Here is a 17,395-nt window from a genome sequence, read left to right on the forward strand (position 1 = left end):
GCATCCATGACCACCGGCACCCCGGACCACGGCACCACCGAGATCGAGCGGCAGCTCGCGGAGGCCACCCCCGAGCAGCGCGAGAAGATCCTCACCGAGGTCGTCCGCACCCAGGCGGGCACGATCCTCGACACACAGCTCGACGACGACAGCAACTTCCTCGAGAACGGCCTCAACTCCCTCACCGCACTCGAACTCACCAAGACGCTCATGGCGTTGACCGGGCTGGAGATCGCCATGGTCGCGATCGTCGAGAACCCCACCGCCGCGCAGCTCGCCCACCACCTCGCCCAGGAGCTCGCGCACACACCGTCCTGACGCGGCGCCCGCCCGGGACCTCAGGAGCGCCCTCCCGCGGGGCGCTCCCGGCCGTGTTCCGCTGACGCATCGTCAACGGACGGCGGCAGCACGCACAATGGCCCCATGTCGTCGTCGCACGAGCACCCCGACCCGCTGCGCGCCCTCTCCCTCGACCGGCTGCGCCGCCGTACGAGCGCCAAATGGCGGACGTATCCGCCGGACGTGCTGCCGCTGTGGGTCGCGGAGATGGACGTGCCGCTCCCCGAACCGGTGGCCCGGGTGCTGACCGAGGCCGTCGCCCTCGGGGACACCGGGTACGCGACGGGCGCGGGCTACGCCGAGGCGCTGGCCTGGTTCGCGCGGGAGCGCTGGCAGTGGGACGGCGTCGCGGTGGACCGTACGGCGGTGGTGGCGGACGTGATGCGCGGCGTCGTGGAGGTCCTGCGGCTGGTGACCGGTCCCGGCGACGCGGTGGTGCTCACCCCGCCCGTCTACCCGCCGTTCCACGCCTTCGTCGCGCACGAGGGGCGGCGGGTCGTGGCGGCGCCGCTGGACGGCGCGGGGCGGCTGGACGCCGGCGCCCTGGAGGCCGCCTTCCGGGAGGCCGTGGCGGGCGGGCGGCGCGCCGCCCTGCTGCTGAGCAGCCCGCACAACCCGACGGGGACGGTCCACACGCGGCCGGAGCTCACGGCCGTCGCGGAGCTCGCGCGGCGGTACGGGGTGCGGGTCGTCGCCGACGAGGTCCACGCCCCGCTGGTGCTGCCGGGGGCCGGTTTCGTGCCCTATCTGTCGGTGCAGGGGGCGGAGGACGCCTTCTCGGTCGTGTCCGCGTCCAAGGCGTGGAACCTCGCGGGCCTCAAGGCCGCGCTGGTCGTGGCCGGGCCGGAGGCCGCCGGCGAGCTGCGCCGGACGCCGTCCGAGGCGAGCCACGGCCCCAGCCATCTCGGCGTGCTCGCCCACACCGCCGCCCTGCGGCACGCCGGCGACTGGCTCGACGCCCTGCTCGGCGGGCTGGACGCGAACCGCCGGCTGCTCGGCGACCTGCTGGCGCGGCACCTGCCCGAGGTGGGGTACCGGCGTCCGGAGGGCGGCTACCTGGTGTGGCTGGACTGCCGGGCCGCCGGCCTGGGCGACGACCCGGCCGCCGCCTTCCTGGAGCGGGGGCGTGTCGCGCTCACCTCGGGCCCGCCCTTCGGCGCGGGAGGCGCCGGTCACGTCCGGCTGAACCTCGCCACCTCGCCGGACGTGCTCCGGGAGGCGGTCCGCCGGATGGCCCGCACGGTGGGGCGGGAACGCGGTGCGCCATCCGGCGCACAAAGCGGATGATGCGCCTCCGCCGCTGGGTACACTCGCCGCGCGTTGTCCGGCGAGGGAGGCCGTGCTCATGGGGTGCGGCGATCCGTCCCGTCGCGCTCTCTTCGTACAGGTCGCCGGTGTCCGGGTGACGCTCACCGGACGGTCCGGAGACGACGAACACGAGGAGAGCAGTCATGGCCGAGGTCAAGCTGGCCGCCGAAACGCGCACCGATTTCGGCAAGGGCGCCGCCCGTCGCATCCGCCGGGACGACAAGGTACCGGGAGTCATCTACGGCCACGGCGCCGATCCGAAGCACGTGACCCTCGACGGGCACGCCCTGATGATGGCGCTGAAGACGCCGAACGTGCTGCTCCGCCTCGATCTCGGCGGAAAAGGCGGCGAGTTGGTGATCCCCAAGGAGGTGCAGCGCGACCCGCTGAAGGGCTTCCTGGTCCACGCGGACTTCCTGGCCGTCAAGAAGGGCGAGAAGGTCACGGTCGAGGTGCCGGTGCACACCGAGGGCGAACTGGCCCCCGGCGGCAACCTGTTGGAGCACATGCTCAACGCGCTGCCCGTGGAGGCGGAGGCCACGCACATCCCGGAGGGGCTGACGGTGTCGATCGAGGGCCTGGAGGCCGGGCACACCGTCCGGGCGGGGGACGTGCCGCTGCCGCGCGGCACGACGCTGGCCGTCGACGAGAGCACGGCCGTGCTCCAGGTCGTCGCGGCCCAGACCGAGGCGCTGCCCGAGGAGGAGGAAGCGGAGGAAGCGGAGGAGGGAGCCCCCGCGGAGGCGGCAGAGGAGGCCGCCGCCCCGGCCGAGGAGTCCTGAACCGCCGGGTGCCGGGCGGCCCGGGCCGCCCGGCACCCCCTCGCCTACGCCGACAGCGCCGTCCCGCCCTCCCCCGCGACGGCGTCCTCCTCCGGCACGGACGCGGCGGCCAGCGCGTCCAGGGAGACGCCGAGGGCTCCGGCCAGGGCCGCCACCGTGAAGAAGGCCGGGGTCGGGGCCCGGCCCGTCTCGATCTTGCGCAGGGTCTCCGCGGAGAGGCCGGCCGCCGCGGCCACCTCCACCATGCTGCGGTCGCCGCGGGCCTGCCGGACCAGCGCGCCGAAGATCTCGCCGCGGCGGCGTTCCCAGGGGGTCAGAGGAGTTCTCACCATGAGCGTGATACTAATACCGGGATACCAATACCGTGATAGAAATACCGGTATAAGAATCGGACGTGGGGAGCGTCGGACATGGTCGAGATCAAGAGCGACGGCGAGCTTGAGGCGATGCGCGAGGCGGGCCGGGTGGTGGCCCGCGCGCTGGCCGCCGTGCGGGAGGCGGCGGCCGTCGGGGTGAGCCTCCGGGAGCTGGACGAGGTGGCCCGCGGGGTGCTGGCGGAGGCGGGCGCGGAGTCGCCGTTCCTCGGCTACCGGCCCTCGTTCGCGCCCGTGCCGTTCCCCGGGGTGATCTGCACCTCCGTCAACGACGCGGTGGCGCACGGCATACCCACCCGCTACCGGCTGCGCGACGGCGACCTGGTCAGCGTCGACTGCGGGGCCCGGCTGGACGGCTGGGCGGGCGACGCGGCCGTCAGCTTCACCGTCGGGACGGCCCGGCCGGCCGACACCGAACTCATCGCCCGCACCCAGGAAGCCCTGGACGCCGGCATCGCCGCCGCCCGCGCCGGCGGACGCGTGGGCGACATCTCGCACGCCATCGGCACCGTCGCGACCAAGGCGCGCTGCGGCATGCCGGCCGACTTCGGCGGCCACGGCATCGGCCGGGAGATGCACGAGGACCCCCATGTGCCCAACCGCGGCCGCCCGCGCCGGGGTTACCCGCTGCGGCACGGGCTGGTGCTCGCGATCGAGCCGATGCTGATGTCCGGCGGACGCGACGCCTACCGCACCGCCGACGACGGGTGGACGATGGTGACCACCGACGGCAGCCGGGCGGCCCACATCGAGCACACGGTGGCCGTCACGGACGACGGCCCCCGCATCCTCACCCTGCCGTGAGCGAACCCGCCCCGCGACCGGCCTCGGCGGCCCCGCCGAACTCCCGCAGCGCGTCCTGCACGATCGCCTCCAGCCGGGCGTGGTGCGCGCCCCGCCAGTACACGCGCTCGCAGGCCGCGCACTGCGCGAAGACGTCGTAGGTGCGGCTCGTGCCGCGCTCCAGGAGGTCGCCGACGGAGTCCTTGTCGGCGTCCCGGAGTTCGCCGTTGCAGGCGGTGCAGCGCGTCCACGGCGCGAGGGGCGGGGCGAACCGGCCGAGGACGTCCCGCAGTTGGTCGTCGGGCCGGTCGCTGTAGACGTAGGCTCCGGCCCACAGCTCCCGGCGGCGCAGCAGGCCGCGGTCGCGGGAGAGCATCACCCGGCGCTCGGCGGCGGAGCGGGCGGCGAGGGCGGGGTCGCCGATGTCCTCACTCTCGTAGGCGGCGTCGACGCCCAGCAGGCGCAGCCGCCGGGCCAGCGTCCCGAGGTGGACGTCGAGCAGGAAGCGCAGCGGCGCCCCGGGGACCCGCTGCGGGCGTTCGACCGCCCGCACCTCCACCGTCTCGCCCGCCGCCGGCACGTGGGACACGGGCACCTCGCGGCCGTCGACGAGGAGCCGGCCGGCCTCGGTGAGGGGCATGCCCAGCGACTCGATCACATGCCCGAGGGACGACGATCCGTCGGTGACGACGGTCATCCGCTCGGCCCGGCGTTCGGCGGGGACGAAGAGCCGCAGTTCGGGGGCGAAGGTCACGGTGATCTCGGGTCGGTTCACGGCTTCAGCATGCCATGGGCGTCGGAGGCGGCCGTCAGCGGCCGATCCCGCCCGTCCGGCCGGCTGTGTACGGTCGTGCCGAGGGCCCGCAGCGACGCGTCAGGAGGAAGAACGTGAGGAAGCACCGCAGGCTCCGGTCGTCGTTGGCCGCCGTGGCCGCCCTGGCGGCCGTCGCCGGTGGGGCGACGGCGTGCGGCGGCGGGGACGACGGGAAGTCCCGGGACCGTGCGGCGGCGTCGGGGCGCCCGTCGCCGGCGGACACCCCGATCGACCAGAAGACCCCGGAGAAACCGGGCGGCGACCAGGACCCGGCCCGCTTCGCGCCCCAGGTGAAGCGGTACGCCAAGGAGGCGGGCGTGAGCGCGCGGCTGGTGATGGCGATCCTCTACAACGAGGCGTACAAACCGCACGATCCGGAGTTCGAGAAGTCCTGGCAGAAGATGAAGCCGGACTCGGCGTTCGGGGTGGCCAACATGCACCGGGCCGCCTACGACGAGACGAAGCGGGGCCGCCCGTTCGCCGACCGCAGCTGGTTCGATCTGCCGGACGACCCGGCGCTGGCCATCCGGGCCGAGTCCTGGCACCTGCGCGACCTGGCCGCGCAGCTCCCGGCGTCCTGGCCGGGCTCGTACACCAAGGAGGAGCTGATGGCCCTCGGGTACAACGCGGGCGCGGGCAACATGGCGGCGTTCGCGCGCGGGGTCAAGCCGGGGCCGCAAGCCGGTTCGTACCTCGCGAACCTGCGCGGGAACTGGTCCAAGGCCGCGGCTGCGCTGGGGGAATCCGGCTGACGGGAGGCGCGCGCGCCGGCCGGTCGCGGGCCGCCCATGTCCCCCGGCGGCCCTCTCGCGTTGCTCAGGGTGCGCGTCCGCGAGCGGGCGCGCGGACCGAGCGTCGTCGAGAGGGAGTTCGTCAGCCATGCGTCCACGTCCGCACCGGTTCCGCCGCCCCGCCCCGGACGGCAAGGACCCGTCCGCCCGGAGGGCCGCCTCGTCCGCGGAGGAGGACGGCAGCCTATGGGCCTACCTGCGCGGCGGCGCGCTGCGCCGGGAGGAGGCGCGGCACGGCTTCGAGTGGGCCGCACCGCACCACAAACGCCTCTCCAAGGCCCACCCCACCGACTGGCTCACCAACCACAGCACCACCGGTGGCACCCTCCGCGTCAACCTCACCTGGAGCATGCACACCGGCCCGGCGGGGGACGGGCGGGCGGGGCTGCTGCGCGGCCTGTTCGCCCCGCTCGGCGCGTCGGTGCAGGTGCACGGCCCGGCCGTGGTCTCCGCCGATCTGGACCTGGCCTGCCTCTACGAACTCACCGACGGCACCAAGGGCGTGGTGCAGCCGCTGGGCGGCTTCCACGGCGACCTGTACCGGCCGCCGTACATCTCGCTCAGCGCGGACAGCCGGTTCGGCGGTCCGATGGGCGAGACGCTGTACATCAACCTGGACAAGCGGGACGAGTTCCGGCGGATGCTGGTGTTCGTCTACAACTACGACTGCACGCCCGTCTTCGGCCGGGTGGACAGCGTGCTCACGTTCTACCTGCCGGACGGGCACCAGTTCGCCGTCGAGCTGAGGGAAAGGGTTCCGCAGGCCCGGTCCTGCGCCGTGGCGCTGATCGAGAACCGGCAGGGGCATCTGACGGTACGGCGGGAGGCGACGTACGTGTACGGGTTCCAGTCGGACCTGGACCGGCTGTACGGGTGGGGGATGCGCTGGGCCCGGGGGCACAAGCGGCCGTGAGGGGCCGGGCGGTCCCCACGCCCGTCCCGTCCTCCGGCTACGGCACGGGCACCGGTTCGAGCAGCCGCCGCCGCAGGGCGGTGACCAGGTCGTCGTCCACGCCGAGCACCTCGGCGGCGTACGCGTGCACGGATCCGTGCCGCCGGGTCAGGCCGTCCAGGAAGCGGCGCATCACGTCGGCGGGTGCCGTGCCGTAGCCGGGCCAGGTGAGCGCGCGTCCCGGGTGGCCGGCCTTCCAGTCGGCGACGAGCCGCGCGGTGGCGCGTCCGGTGAGGGTGAAGTCCTCGACGGCGTCGTCCTCCTCGACGCCCAGCAGGATGAGGACGAGGGCGGCGAGCAGGCCGGTGCGGTCCTTGCCGGAGGCGCAGTGGAAGACCACCGCGCCCTCCCCCGGCTCGGCGATCACGTCGAGGGCGCGGCGCAGCTCGGCGGCTCCGTCGTGGGCGACCTCCAGGTAGCGCTCGGCGAGGTAGGGGCCCGCGGCGACGTCGGGGCCGAGGGCGGCCTGGTCGTAGGGCCGGTGTTCGACGCTGAGGTTGTGCCAGGTGTAGGACGGGTGCTCGGGCGCCCGTCCGGCGGCCTCGATCTCCCAGGGGTAGCGCAGGTCGATGACGGTTCCGACGCCCAGTTCCAGGAAGCGGTCGAGGTCCGCTCCGGCGAGCTTGCCGAGCGAGTCGGAGCGGTACAGCCGTCCCCAGCGCACCGCGGCACCGTCCCGGGTCGGATAGCCGCCCAGGTCGCGGAAGTTGTGCAGGCGCTCGAACGTCAGGTGTCTGTCCATGGGCGGACTGTAGGGGCCGGGGCGCCGGGGCCGCCGCGACGTGGATCACTCCCCGCCGCGGCTCCGCTTCGGTCCGCCCGGTTTCAGGTCTCCGCCCGGCGGCGTTCGCGGAGGGCGCGGACGCGGCCCCGGCTGGCGCAGGCCGGCGCGGGGCACCAGCGGCGGCGGCCGGAGGGGTTGGTGAACAGGCCGCGGCAGTCGTGTTCCGGGCAGACGGCGAGCGTGCCGCGCTGGGGGCCGGTGAGGTGGTCGACGGCCTGGCGCACGATCCGGGCGAGGGCGGCGCCGGTGTCCACCGGGGGTTCGCGGAGCAGCCGGCCCGCGACGGCGAGGCGGACGGGGTCGGGCTGCTCCGCGAGGAAGCGGGCGGTCTCCTCGACGGCGCCGGCGGGCGGGGCGCCGCCCTCGACGACGGGCAGGGCGAGGAGCCGCAGGTTCTCGCGTAAGACCTGGGCCCGGGTGACATCGGCCGGTTCGGGGGGCCGGACGGGGGCGAGTTCGGCGCGCTCGAGCCAGTCCCCCAGCCGCTCGGCGGTGGCGATGCGTTCGACCGGCCGGGCGCCGAACGTCCGTCCCTTGGTCGCGAGGAAGTCGAGCCAGGTCGCGCCGAGGTCGAACCGGAAGGCCGGGTGCTCTTCTGCGGGCATGCCCCCGATCGTAACGGCTGATGCGTTACATTGATCAAGTTCGACGTAACGGTTCAGCCGTTACACATCCAGGGGTGGGAGGAACGGAATGACGGAGGACACCGGTACGGAGCCGCGGGGGGCGGCGTTCGACCGTGCCGCGGGATACCGGCTGCTGGAGGAGCTCCAGGACGAACGGACGCGGGAGGCGACACTCCCCGCGCTGGAGGCGGTGGCGCCCGGCTTCGCCGACTGGATCGTCACCAGCCTCTTCGGGGGCACGTACCAACGCGGCGGACTGTCGCTGCGCGACCGGCAGATCGCCAACCTGGCCGCGCTCGCCGCGATGGGCGGCGTGGAGCCGCAGCTCGCCGGCCATGTCACCACGGGCCTGCGGGTGGGGCTGACGGCGGAGGAGATCACCGAGGTCTTCGTCCACCTGGCCCCCTACATCGGGGTACCGAGGGCGGTGGCCGGGCTGCGCGTCGCCGCCCCGGCCCTGGCGGCGGCCGGGACCGCCTCGCACACGACGGGAGGTGCCGCGTGAACGCCGTCGTCCGGACGGTGCTCGGCGACGTCCCGGCGGACACGCTGGGCACGGTCGACGCCCACGACCACCTCTTCCTGCGCAGCCCCATGCTGCCCGGACAGGAGCTCGACGACCCGGCGGCGGCCGAGGCCGAACTGCGCGCCTTCGCCGCGGCGGGCGGCACCACCGTGGTGCAGTGGACGCCGCGCGGCATGGGGCGCCGGACGGCCGACGTCGTGGCGGCGTCCCGCGCCACGGGCGTGCACGTCGTGATGGCGACTGGCACGCACCAGGCGGTGCACTACACGCCGCCGCCGACCCCCGCCGAACTGGACGCCCTGGCGGGCACGTTCATCGCGGACCTGACCTCGGCCCCGGTCCGCGCCGGACTGGTCAAGGTCGCCGGCGGGTTCCACGGGATCGACGAGCACGCCCGGCGCACCATGACCGCCGCCGCCGAGGCGCACCACGCGACCGGCGCGGCCGTGGCCGTCCACCTGGAGCTGGGCACGGCGCCGCTGGAGGTACTGGACCTGCTCTGCGGCACGCTCGGCATGCCGCCCACGGCCGTCGTCCTCGGCCACCTGGGCCGGTGCCCCGACATCCGGGTCCAGCGGGAGGCCGCCCGGACGGGCGCGTTCCTGGCCTTCGACGGCCCGTCACGCGCCCACCACGCCACCGACTGGCGCCTGTTCGACCAGCTCGCCGCCCTGGCCGACGCCGGGCACGCGGGGCAGCTGCTCCTCGGCGGCGACACCACGACGGCCGCCGCCCGGGCGGTCGACGGGGGCCCGGGCATGGCGTACCTGCTGCGGGTGCTCCGGCCGCGGCTGACACGGGAGTTCGGGGAGGAGCTGGCCGACCGGGTGTTCGTCCGCAATCCGGCCCGGGCCTTCGCGCTCCGCCGCCCGGGCACGGACCGGGGCGGCGCCGGGAGCCGGTGACGGCGGGGCCCGGAGCGGGGTCGCGGACGGGGCCGGGGCGCCCCGGCCCGTCCGCGGACCCTCGGCCGTGCACCCGCCCTCCCGGCAGGCGTTTCCGCCGGTGATAGCGTTGCGGACCGCGTACGCGGAAGGCGCGGCGCGGCGTACGGGTCGGGCGGGCGGAGGGGGCATCGACACTCCCGTCCCGCGCCCACCCCGGACGCGGAACGGTGCGGGGACGACGCGACGGAGCGGGGGCCTGTGGACGCGGCGGCACGAGGGCGGTTCCGGCCGCCCGGCCGGGAGGCGTGGCGCGCGTTCGCCCACCGGCTGACCGCGTCCCTCCGCTACACGCTCTCCGCCGGGGCGACGGGCTTGCTCGCCCTGGTCTGCTGCGGCCCGCTGCTGGCCGTCGGCGCCCTGAGTCCGGCCGGCCCCGGGCTGCTCGCCCTGCGCCCGGTACTGCGGTGGACGCGCCGGTTCGCCGACGTCCACCGCCGGCGGGCCGGGGCCTTGCTGGGCGCCGACATCCCGCCGGCCGGCGGGACGCCCACCGGGTTCCGGGCGCTCCTGACCGACCGCGCGACCTGGTCCTGCCTCGGCTGGCTGGGCCTGCACGCGCTGACCGGGACGGCCGTCGGCGCGCTCGCGCTGGGCCTGTGCGGCGGCGTGCTGAGCTGGCTGACGACGCCGCTGTGGTGGTGGGCCGTGCCGCACGCGGAGTTCGCGGTGTGGGAGATCGCCTCCTGGCCGGCGGCGCTGGCCGCGGTCGCCCTCGCCCCGGTGTACGCGGGCCTCGCCGGGCTGCTGCTGCCGGCGCTGGCCCGGGGGCACGCAGGGATGACCCGCGCGCTGCTCGGCCCGCGGCGCGGCCGGGCGTCGCTGGCCCGCCGCGTCGAGGAACTGACCGTCTCCCGGGCCGAGGCCCTGGACGCGCACGCCGCCGAACTGCGCCGCATCGAACGGGACTTGCACGACGGGGCGCAGGCCGGCCTGGTGGCCGTCTCCCTGCGGCTCGGCCTCATCCGCCGCGCCCTGGAAGGGCGACCGGAGGCCCTGCCCGAACTGGTCGACGCCACGCAGCGGTTGGCGGAGCAGACGCTGTCGTCGCTGCGGGCGACCGTGCGCGCCATCCACCCGCCCGTCCTCGACGACCACGGGCTCGCCGAGGCGGCCCGCGGACTGGCCGCGAACTGCCCGGTGCCCACGGACCTCGACGTCGAGACCGTACCGCCGGGCACCCGGGCGCCGGCGGCCGTCGAGGCCGCCGCCTACTTCGTCCTCGCCGAGGCCCTCACCAACGTCGCCCGGCACAGCGGGGCCGCCCGCGCCGCCGTACGGCTGGCCGTCACCCCGGACCTGATCCGGGTGAGCGTCCGGGACGACGGCCGGGGCGGCGCGGCGGAGGGCCCGGGCACCGGGCTGCGCGGCATCCGGCGCCGCGTCGCGGCCCTCGACGGCGTCACCGACCTGTCCAGCCCGCCCGGCGGGCCGACCCTGCTGCGCGTGGAGCTGCCGTGCGGATCCTGATCGCCGAGGACAACGTCCTGCTCCGGGAGGGCGTTTCCCTCCTGCTGACCGGCGCCGGCCACGAGGTCTGCGCCGCCGTCGAGGACGGCGAGGCGCTGCTGCCCGCGCTGCTGACGCACCGCCCGGACGTCGCCGTCCTGGACGTCCGGCTGCCGCCCGGCTTCCGCGACGAGGGGCTGCGCGCCGCCGTCGCGGCCCGCGAGCGGATCCCCGGCCTGCCGGTGCTCGTCCTCTCGCAGTACGTGGAACAGGCGTACGCCTCACGGCTGCTCGCCGCCGGCGCGGGCGGCGTCGGCTACCTGCTCAAGGACCGGATCGGCCGGGTGGACGACTTCCTGGACGCGCTGGAACGGGTCGCGGCCGGCCAGGCGGCGATGGACCCGGAGGTGATCTCGCAGCTGATGGTGCGGAGCACCCGGGCCGATCCGCTGGCCGCGCTGAGCCCCCGGGAGCGGGAGGTGCTGGCGCTGATGGCCGAGGGGCACGGCAACTCGGCCATCGGGGAACGGCTGTTCATCGCCGAGACATCGGTGAACAAGCACATCGGCAACATCTTCACCAAGCTCGGCCTGCCCACGACCGACGGTGGGCACCGCCGCGTCCGGGCCGTCCTCACCTGGCTCCAGGCGGAGGCACGGGGGTGAGCGTCGCCGTCGGCGGTCGGTGACGGTCCCGGCCGTGGCCACCGGGCCCGCGCCCCCAGCCCCGGTCCCCCGCCCCCGGCAGCCGGACGGTGGCCGTGATCGGCGCCTTCCGCCCGTTTCGACGACGGGGGCCGCCCGGCGCGGAGCCCTCCCCCGGCCCGAGCAGCCCCGCTTCCTCGCCGACGATCCGCACCGATACCGTCACCCGGCCTCCGACGGAGGTGGTTCCCCGTTCGGCTCAGACGGCCCGTAAAAACTCACGGCGAGTCATATGACGGTCCGCCACCTGACGGCCCGTCGCATCTGCAGGCCCGACGGAGCGTCAGCTGACGGGCTGTCGGGCCGCTCTTCCGTTTGCGGCCCTCGGAGACCGCTCGCAGGGTGGCGCCAGGATCCCCTCTCCGAAGGAGCACTCGATGGACGCCCTCCGCAGAACCGGTCTTCTCACGGCGACGGCCCTGTGCGCGGCCCTCGCCACCGTCCCCGCCCTGGCCCTCGCCGACTCCCCGCCCGCCGCGCACGCACCCGCCGTCGCACCCGCCGCCCCTCCCGTTCCCGCCGGCGCACCGGTACCGTCCGGCAGTCCGGCGCCCGGCGCCGTCGCGCTGTCCGCGGCGCCGCTGCCGGTCGCCGAGGCGGAGGCCGCCGGGAACACGGAGGCGCTGCGCCGGGTCGCGGCGGACGCCCTGAGGGTGCTGGACCAGGACTCCATCGGGCAGCGCGCCGCGGAGGCCGCCGCCGCGTGCGGGGCCGTACGGAGCCCGTCGGCCGAGCAGCGCCGGGCCTGCGACGCGGTCCGGGAACGGCTCGACGTGCTGATCGCGGCCCGCACCGGGCTCCGGGAGCAGGCCGCGGCCGCGGCACCGGACCGCGCCGCCGTCGCCCGGATCGTGGCGGACGCCCAGCGGGTACGGGACGAGCTCGCCCCGCGCGCGGCCGACGGCACCGGTGACGCGGACGGCGGCCTGCTCTCCCTGGTCACCAAGCTGCTGGGCGTCCTCGCCAACCTGACGACCGGTCTCATCGGCACGCTCACCGGCCTGGTGACGGGCCTCTTCGGCTGACCGCCCCTCGGCCCGGCCGAACCGGACCCCATACCCCCGATCGCCCGAAAAGAACGCCGCCAAATGGCGGGACCGACGGCGTCCATCAGGTCAACGGCCCTGTCCCGGGTGCATTGTTCAGCTCCGTGAGGGGCCGCGACGGGCGGCCCTCGGCCGGACGGACCCGTGCGCGCAGCACGCCGCGGGCCGACGACGAACGGAGCAGCGAACGATGCGAATGCGACACCGGGCCACGACGGCGCTGGCGGTCCTCACCCTCGCCATGGGGCCGACCGGTACGGCCCTCGCCACGGACGCCCTCGACGACGCCTTCCTCGGCGCGGTGCACCAGGGCAACATGGCCGAGATCGCGGCCGGCGGCGACGCGCAGAAGAACGCCGTGTCGATGTGTGTGCGGGAGACCGGGAAGGTACTGGTCCGCGACCACACGCTGCTGGACAAGGGAGTCGAGGAGCTCGGCCGCAAACTGAAGGTGGCACTGCCCCGCTCGGTCACCCCGAAGCAGGAGCAGGAGCTGAAGGAGATCCGGAAGAAGGCGCGGACCCGCGCCTACGACAACCTCTGGCTGCGGGCCCAGGACACCGCGCACGTCCAGACGCTGGACCTGCTGGACGCCGAGGCGGCGCGCGGCAAGGACGCGACGGTCCGGGAGGCGGCCAGGAAGGCGCGGCCCATCGTCGCCAAGCACCTGGAGATGGTGCGCGACTGCATGATGCACATGCCGCCGCGGCACCGCTAGCCGGTAAGGCCGGCGTCTCCCCTGACGACCGCGGGGCCCGCGAGGGCGGCCCCGCGGTCGTCGCGTTCCGCCGGCCGTCGTCGTTCGGTCCCCGGCCGGCCGACGCCTCGACCGGGAGACGCCGCGGTCAGGCGATGCCCCGCTCCGCGGACGCCTCGGCCGGACGACACCCCGGTCGGACGGCACCCGGTCAGCCGACGCCCCGTCAGCCGATGCCCATGCGACGTCCCGTCAGTCGACGCAGGTGACGCCGCCCATCCGCACCGCCCGGCCGTGGAACGCGTCGTCCGGCATCCGGCCGTTCGCGTCCTGGACGACCGGCCGGGCGGAGGTGTCGCCCTCCGGCCGCGGGGTGCGCGGGGCGGTGCCGAGGGTGACGACGACGTGCCGGGCGGGGACCGCGGAGTCGCGGAGCGGGTCGGTGCCGAGGCGGGCGGCGATGTGGCGGGCGGCGGCGTCCGCGCGGTCGCCGTAGGTGACGGTGGTGGCGGTGGCGGAGGGGGCGTTGGCGATCCGCCCGGGGGTGTACCCGAGGGCGGCCAGGGCCCGGGACTCGGCCGCCGCGGCGCCCGGCGCCCCCGAGGCGTTGCGCACCTCGACGGTGATCGAGGACGCGTCGGCCGGGAGGGTGGGCGCGGGAGCGGCGGAGGGGGCGGGCTCGGGCGCCCGCCGGTGGTCGGTCATGGCCCGGACGATGCCGCGGATCCGCTCGGGGTCGACGAGGTTGACGGCCTCCCCCTTGCGGTTGGCGAACCCGGCGATGGGCAGGGTGTGGAACTCGGCGTTGCCGCCCGTGAGGTTGGGGACCTGCTGGGCGAAGTCGAGCAGGTCCCACTGGTCGTCGAGGACGACGTCTTTCTTGACGACGTCGAGGAGCCCTTCGAGCTTGTCAAGGTCGCCCCAGGCGCCCTGGGAGGTGAGCTTGTGCATCACGGAGGAGAGGAACGCCTGCTGCCGGTGGGTGCGGTCGAGGTCGCCGTTGACCAGGCCGTGCCGCTGCCGGACGAACGCGAGGGACTGGCGGGCGTCGAGTTCCTGGCGCCCGGCCGGGAAGTCCGCGCCGGAGTAGTGGTCGCGCACGGCGTGCCGCAGGCACACCGGGATCGGCTGCAGGACCTTGGCGATGTCGTAGAAGCCGAGCAGGTTGACCTCGGCGAAGTGGTCGATGGGGACGCCGAGGAAGTCCTGGACCGTGGCGAGGGTGGTCTCCCGGCCGGCCTCGCGGCTGCGGTGCTCCAGCTCGGCGCCCCGGACGCCCTCGGCGGCCAGCCGGTCCTCGGCCTCGGCCTTGGCGATGCCGTACGCCTCCTTGATCTTGTGCTCGCCGCGTCCGCCGGCGACCGCGACGTAGTCGTCGCGGGGGATGGAGAACGCCGTGACCCGGCCGCCGCCGGCCGGGATGTGCATGAGGATCAGGGTGTTGGTGTTGTAGCCGCCGATGCCGCTGGAGCCGGCGTGCAGTTCCTCCTGGACGAACTCCCGGGGCAGGTCGCGGCCGTTCATGTCCTTGCGGCTGTCAAGGCCGATCAGCAGGACGTTGACGGAGTCGTCGAGCTTGCGCGGCGCCTTCTCGCGCAGGGCGTCGAGCGCCCGGGAGGTGGTCAGGCCGTCGCCGATCCAGTGGCCGGCGAGCCAGCCGGTGCCGGCGACCGCGAGGACGGCGGCCGAGGCGAGGCAGACGCCGATCCGGGCGGCGTGGCCCGGGCTGCGGGCGGGGCCCCTGGCGGGGCCGCGGGCGGGTCTCGCCCGGCCGTCGGTTCCCCGGTGCCCGTTCCTGCCCCCGCGGGGTTCGCGGTTGCCGCGGGGGTCGCGCATCGCCCGCCCTTCCTGCCGTGCCGTCGCCGGCGGGCGGTCATCGGCGACCCGTACCCGCCCGTTCGCTCAACGAGCCAGGCGGGGCTCCGGTGACGGTCGCGGCCGGAGCGGCGTGTTCCGGAGGCCGTACTCCGACAGGCGCCCGACGAACCCCCGTTCGCGACGGGTACGGGGGCGGGGCTAGCGTCGGAGGTGGTCGAGCGGCGCCGCCCGGGGAGGGCCGGCACGGCGAGGAGGAGCAGGCATGGACGGTCGTCCCGCCCCACGGGCGCCGCGACGGCGGCTTCCGGCGGTGCTGTCCGAGGAGCGGCCGAGGCCGCGGCGGGTACGGGAGCGGCCGGGGGCCTGGCGGCTGGCGGTGGCGACGGTGTGCTTCGGCGCCTTCATGGGGCAGTTGGACGCGAGCGTCGTCACCCTGACGTACCGCGACCTGAGCGCCGAGTTCCACGCCTCGACGGCCGCGGTGGAGTGGGTGTCGCTCGCCTACCTGCTGACGTTGGTGGCACTGCTGGTGCCGGTGGGGCGGCTGGCCGACGCCCACGGCCGCAAGCTGTTCTACCTGCACGGGTTCGCGCTGTTCACCGCGGCCTCGGCCGGCTGCGGGCTGGCGCCCTCGCTGCCCGTGCTGGTCGGGGCGCGGGTGGCGCAGGCCGCGGGGGCGGCGATGATGCAGGCGAACAGCGTGGCCCTGGTGACCACCAGCGCGCCGCGCGGCCGGCTGCGGGCGGCGCTGGGCGTGCAGGCGGCGGCCCAGGCGCTGGGGCTGGCCCTCGGGCCGACGATCGGCGGTGCGCTGGTGTCGGCGGTCGGCTGGCGCTGGGTGTTCGCGGTGAACGTGCCGGTGGGTCTCGTCGCGCTGGTGGCGGGCCGGTACCTGCTGCCGCGGACCCGCGGCCGCGCCCCGTCCGGCGGCTTCGACCCGCTGGGCCCGGTGCTGCTGGCCGCTTCCACGACCGCGCTGCTGCTGGGTCTGTCGGCGGCCTCCGGACTGCCGTTCCCCGGCTGGTCGGTGGCCGCGCTGCTCGTCACGTCGGCCGTCGCCGGCCGGGCCTTCCTGGCGCGCTCGCGGTCCCGGCCGCGGCCGTTGCTGGATCCGGCGCTGCTGCGGTCGCGGACGGTCGTGGCGGGGCTGGCGGGAGCGCTGTGCGACTACCTGGTGCTGTTCGGGCCGCTGGTGCTGGTCCCCGCCGCCCTCACGGCCGAGGGGGCGTCGGAACTCGTGGCCGGCCTGGTGCTCACCGCCCTCCCGGCGGGCTTCGCCCTGGCCGCGACCTGCGCGGAACGGGTGCTGCCGGCCGGGCTGTCGGACCGGGCGCGCTGTGTGCTGGGCGCGCTCGTCTGCCTCGCGGCGCTGGCGGTGACGGCCGTCCTGCCACTGACCCCGTTCCCCTTGGTGCCGCTGCTGGCGCTGCTCGGTCTGGGGCTGGGCGTCTACACCCCGGCCAACAACGCGACGGTCATGGCCGCCCTGCCCACGCGCTCCGCCGGCACGGGCGGCGGCCTGATCAACATGGCCCGTGGCCTGGGCACGGCCCTCGGCATCGCCCTGGTGACCCTGACCCTCCACCTCGCCGGCGGGGCGGGACCCCGGTGGGCCGTCGTGGCGCTGCTGCCTTTCGCGGGGCTGGCGTTGGCCGCGGCGCTCGGGCCGGCGTGGAAGCCGGCGGGGCGGCGGGGGTAGGCCCCCGGCGGGCCGGCACCCCGGCCCCCGGCGGCCCCGAATCCGCGCTCCGGGTGGTCCCTCGGAGGGGCCCCTACGGTCCCTAAGGCCGGCCGCGCAGCTGCTCCATCTCGCGCCGCTCGCGCTTCGTCGGCCGCCCCGCGCCGCGGTCCCGCACGCCGACCGCGGCGAGCACCTCGCGCGGCGGTTCCGGCGGGCTGTTGTCGACGTAGCACTCGACGGCCACCGGCGCGCCGACCCGCTTGCGCACCAGCCGGGAGACCACGACGACGCGCTCCCGTCCGGCGTGGAAGAGGCGTACCTCGTCACCGGTCTTCAGCGGCTGTGCGGGCTTGGCGCGCTCCCCGTTGACCTTGACGTGTCCCGCGCGGCAGGCCGTGGCGGCCAGCGAGCGGGTCTTGGTGAGCCGTACCGACCAGATCCAGCTGTCGACGCGTACGGGTCCCTCGTCTCCTGCAACCATGCCCCGACTCTATGCCAGCGGCCCCGCGGGGCGAACGGCCGGACCGGACGGGCGCGGCAGAGGGGCCCGGGCGCGTCAGAGGGACAGCGACACCGCCTGCACTGCCAGGACCACGTGCAACAGCAGACACGTCCCCCAGTCCCGGGCGCGCCGTATGCCGCCGCGCACCACGCTCACCCACCCCGCCGCCGTCAGGGCCGCCGCCAGCCCCCAGACGGTCCAGGCCGCGGCGAGCCAGGGCGCCGAGCGGTCGGACATGATCCGGATGAGCAGGGCGGGTGCGAGGACGAGCAGGGGGACGGACCACGTCGCCTCGGTGGCCCTGCCGTCGCGGATGTCGCCGACCGTCATCGCAGCTCTTCCTTCCGTCCGGACGTGCGAGGGACTTCGCCTGAGAGTGCGTCCATGCATACACCGTGTGACCGGCGGGGTCCCACGCGGGGTCCGGTTGTTTTGGTAGCACAGGCGCGCTACATTTTTTGGCATTACTGCGCTA

General features: G+C 75.6%; 20 protein-coding genes. 13 read left to right on the plus strand and 7 right to left on the minus strand.

Going from position 1 to position 17,395, the window contains the following annotated elements:
- Positions 1–6: 6 nt before the first annotated feature.
- From J7W19_RS02605 to J7W19_RS02615, 3 genes are all read left to right on the plus strand, one after another.
- Positions 7–318 carry an acyl carrier protein gene (locus J7W19_RS02605; protein WP_004944176.1) on the plus strand — a complete coding sequence of 104 codons (312 nt, stop codon included), beginning with the start codon at positions 7–9 and terminating at the stop codon, positions 316–318.
- Between the two features lie 105 nt (positions 319–423).
- Positions 424–1,626 (plus strand): MalY/PatB family protein, encoded by a 1,203-nt coding sequence (locus J7W19_RS02610; protein WP_004944174.1) that lies wholly within the window; start codon positions 424–426, stop codon positions 1,624–1,626.
- A 164-nt stretch (positions 1,627–1,790) separates the two neighbouring features.
- A complete protein-coding gene (locus J7W19_RS02615) occupies positions 1,791–2,429 on the plus strand; it encodes a 50S ribosomal protein L25/general stress protein Ctc (protein WP_004944171.1) in 639 nt (212 codons plus the stop codon).
- A 44-nt stretch (positions 2,430–2,473) separates the two neighbouring features.
- On the opposite strand, the gene J7W19_RS02620 is transcribed toward J7W19_RS02615, so the two are convergent.
- Positions 2,474–2,761, minus strand: coding sequence for a helix-turn-helix domain-containing protein (locus J7W19_RS02620; RefSeq protein WP_004944168.1), 288 nt, complete (start codon positions 2,759–2,761; stop codon positions 2,474–2,476).
- A gap of 78 nt (positions 2,762–2,839) precedes the next feature.
- Between J7W19_RS02620 and map the strand changes: the two genes are divergently transcribed.
- Positions 2,840–3,607 (plus strand): type I methionyl aminopeptidase, encoded by a 768-nt coding sequence (gene map, locus J7W19_RS02625; protein ID WP_004944167.1) that lies wholly within the window; start codon positions 2,840–2,842, stop codon positions 3,605–3,607.
- On the opposite strand, the gene J7W19_RS02630 is transcribed toward map, so the two are convergent.
- Positions 3,594–4,361: a Mut7-C RNAse domain-containing protein gene (locus tag J7W19_RS02630; RefSeq protein ID WP_004944164.1), complete on the minus strand. Its 768-nt coding sequence runs from the start codon at positions 4,359–4,361 to the stop codon at positions 3,594–3,596. The two genes, map and J7W19_RS02630, sit on opposite strands and share 14 nt — an antisense overlap.
- 113 nt (positions 4,362–4,474) lie before the next feature.
- Between J7W19_RS02630 and J7W19_RS02635 the strand changes: the two genes are divergently transcribed.
- A complete protein-coding gene (locus J7W19_RS02635; RefSeq protein ID WP_004944161.1) occupies positions 4,475–5,152 on the plus strand; it encodes a hypothetical protein in 678 nt (225 codons plus the stop codon).
- Positions 5,153–5,279: 127 nt separating this feature from the next.
- Positions 5,280–6,104 (plus strand): hypothetical protein, encoded by an 825-nt coding sequence (locus J7W19_RS02640; protein WP_004944157.1) that lies wholly within the window; start codon positions 5,280–5,282, stop codon positions 6,102–6,104.
- 37 nt (positions 6,105–6,141) lie between these two features.
- On the opposite strand, the gene J7W19_RS02645 is transcribed toward J7W19_RS02640, so the two are convergent.
- Both J7W19_RS02645 and J7W19_RS02650 read right to left on the minus strand, forming a co-directional pair.
- Entirely contained in the window at positions 6,142–6,885 is a 744-nt protein-coding gene (locus J7W19_RS02645; protein ID WP_004944154.1) for a tyrosine-protein phosphatase, read from the minus strand.
- Positions 6,886–6,968: 83 nt separating this feature from the next.
- Entirely contained in the window at positions 6,969–7,532 is a 564-nt protein-coding gene (locus J7W19_RS02650) for a CGNR zinc finger domain-containing protein (RefSeq protein WP_004944152.1), read from the minus strand.
- Positions 7,533–7,620: 88 nt separating this feature from the next.
- Between J7W19_RS02650 and J7W19_RS02655 the strand changes: the two genes are divergently transcribed.
- From J7W19_RS02655 to J7W19_RS02680, 6 genes are all read left to right on the plus strand, one after another.
- On the plus strand, positions 7,621–8,058 hold the full coding sequence (locus J7W19_RS02655; RefSeq protein ID WP_004944148.1) for a carboxymuconolactone decarboxylase family protein: 438 nt from the start codon (positions 7,621–7,623) through the stop codon (positions 8,056–8,058).
- Positions 8,055–8,984 carry a phosphotriesterase family protein gene (locus J7W19_RS02660; protein WP_004944145.1) on the plus strand — a complete coding sequence of 310 codons (930 nt, stop codon included), beginning with the start codon at positions 8,055–8,057 and terminating at the stop codon, positions 8,982–8,984. Before J7W19_RS02655 ends, J7W19_RS02660 begins: the two co-directional genes overlap by 4 nt.
- Positions 8,985–9,224: 240 nt before the next feature.
- Positions 9,225–10,493 carry a sensor histidine kinase gene (locus J7W19_RS02665; protein ID WP_004944144.1) on the plus strand — a complete coding sequence of 423 codons (1,269 nt, stop codon included), beginning with the start codon at positions 9,225–9,227 and terminating at the stop codon, positions 10,491–10,493.
- Positions 10,481–11,137: a LuxR C-terminal-related transcriptional regulator gene (locus J7W19_RS02670; RefSeq protein WP_004944143.1), complete on the plus strand. Its 657-nt coding sequence runs from the start codon at positions 10,481–10,483 to the stop codon at positions 11,135–11,137. Before J7W19_RS02665 ends, J7W19_RS02670 begins: the two co-directional genes overlap by 13 nt.
- Before the next feature lie 416 nt (positions 11,138–11,553).
- Positions 11,554–12,201 (plus strand): hypothetical protein, encoded by a 648-nt coding sequence (locus tag J7W19_RS02675; protein ID WP_004944139.1) that lies wholly within the window; start codon positions 11,554–11,556, stop codon positions 12,199–12,201.
- Positions 12,202–12,412: 211 nt separating this feature from the next.
- Positions 12,413–12,940 (plus strand): DUF4142 domain-containing protein, encoded by a 528-nt coding sequence (locus J7W19_RS02680; protein ID WP_078588004.1) that lies wholly within the window; start codon positions 12,413–12,415, stop codon positions 12,938–12,940.
- A gap of 231 nt (positions 12,941–13,171) precedes the next feature.
- Here J7W19_RS02680 and J7W19_RS02685 read toward each other — a convergent pair whose 3' ends face one another.
- Positions 13,172–14,755: an LCP family protein gene (locus J7W19_RS02685; protein ID WP_004944133.1), complete on the minus strand. Its 1,584-nt coding sequence runs from the start codon at positions 14,753–14,755 to the stop codon at positions 13,172–13,174.
- Positions 14,756–14,999: 244 nt separating this feature from the next.
- Here J7W19_RS02685 and J7W19_RS02690 point away from each other — a divergent pair, with 244 nt between their 5' ends.
- Entirely contained in the window at positions 15,000–16,436 is a 1,437-nt protein-coding gene (locus J7W19_RS02690; RefSeq protein ID WP_004944130.1) for an MFS transporter, read from the plus strand.
- 82 nt (positions 16,437–16,518) lie between these two features.
- On the opposite strand, the gene J7W19_RS02695 is transcribed toward J7W19_RS02690, so the two are convergent.
- Entirely contained in the window at positions 16,519–16,899 is a 381-nt protein-coding gene (locus J7W19_RS02695) for an RNA-binding S4 domain-containing protein (protein WP_004944128.1), read from the minus strand.
- Positions 16,900–16,974: 75 nt separating this feature from the next.
- Positions 16,975–17,250, minus strand: a complete 276-nt coding sequence (locus tag J7W19_RS02700) for a hypothetical protein (RefSeq protein WP_004944126.1) — start codon at positions 17,248–17,250, stop codon at positions 16,975–16,977.
- Between the last annotated feature and the right edge of the window lie 145 nt (positions 17,251–17,395).

This window comes from Streptomyces mobaraensis NBRC 13819 = DSM 40847 (genome assembly GCF_017916255.1).
Classification (GTDB): Bacteria; Actinomycetota; Actinomycetes; order Streptomycetales; family Streptomycetaceae; genus Streptomyces; species Streptomyces mobaraensis.

What these genes read in the sequence shown, in the direction of transcription:
- J7W19_RS02605 (WP_004944176.1), top strand. Translation starts at nt 7, where the DNA reads ATGACCACCGGCACCCCGGACCACGGCACCACCGAGATCGAGCGGCAG.
- J7W19_RS02610 (WP_004944174.1), top strand. Translation starts at nt 424, where the DNA reads ATGTCGTCGTCGCACGAGCACCCCGACCCGCTGCGCGCCCTCTCCCTC.
- J7W19_RS02615 (WP_004944171.1), top strand. Translation starts at nt 1,791, where the DNA reads ATGGCCGAGGTCAAGCTGGCCGCCGAAACGCGCACCGATTTCGGCAAG.
- J7W19_RS02620 (WP_004944168.1), bottom strand. Translation starts at nt 2,761, where the DNA reads ATGGTGAGAACTCCTCTGACCCCCTGGGAACGCCGCCGCGGCGAGATC.
- map (WP_004944167.1), top strand. Translation starts at nt 2,840, where the DNA reads ATGGTCGAGATCAAGAGCGACGGCGAGCTTGAGGCGATGCGCGAGGCG.
- J7W19_RS02640 (WP_004944157.1), top strand. Translation starts at nt 5,280, where the DNA reads ATGCGTCCACGTCCGCACCGGTTCCGCCGCCCCGCCCCGGACGGCAAG.
- J7W19_RS02645 (WP_004944154.1), bottom strand. Translation starts at nt 6,885, where the DNA reads ATGGACAGACACCTGACGTTCGAGCGCCTGCACAACTTCCGCGACCTG.
- J7W19_RS02650 (WP_004944152.1), bottom strand. Translation starts at nt 7,532, where the DNA reads ATGCCCGCAGAAGAGCACCCGGCCTTCCGGTTCGACCTCGGCGCGACC.
- J7W19_RS02655 (WP_004944148.1), top strand. Translation starts at nt 7,621, where the DNA reads ATGACGGAGGACACCGGTACGGAGCCGCGGGGGGCGGCGTTCGACCGT.
- J7W19_RS02675 (WP_004944139.1), top strand. Translation starts at nt 11,554, where the DNA reads ATGGACGCCCTCCGCAGAACCGGTCTTCTCACGGCGACGGCCCTGTGC.
- J7W19_RS02680 (WP_078588004.1), top strand. Translation starts at nt 12,413, where the DNA reads ATGCGAATGCGACACCGGGCCACGACGGCGCTGGCGGTCCTCACCCTC.
- J7W19_RS02685 (WP_004944133.1), bottom strand. Translation starts at nt 14,755, where the DNA reads ATGCGCGACCCCCGCGGCAACCGCGAACCCCGCGGGGGCAGGAACGGG.
- J7W19_RS02690 (WP_004944130.1), top strand. Translation starts at nt 15,000, where the DNA reads ATGGACGGTCGTCCCGCCCCACGGGCGCCGCGACGGCGGCTTCCGGCG.
- J7W19_RS02695 (WP_004944128.1), bottom strand. Translation starts at nt 16,899, where the DNA reads ATGGTTGCAGGAGACGAGGGACCCGTACGCGTCGACAGCTGGATCTGG.
- J7W19_RS02700 (WP_004944126.1), bottom strand. Translation starts at nt 17,250, where the DNA reads ATGACGGTCGGCGACATCCGCGACGGCAGGGCCACCGAGGCGACGTGG.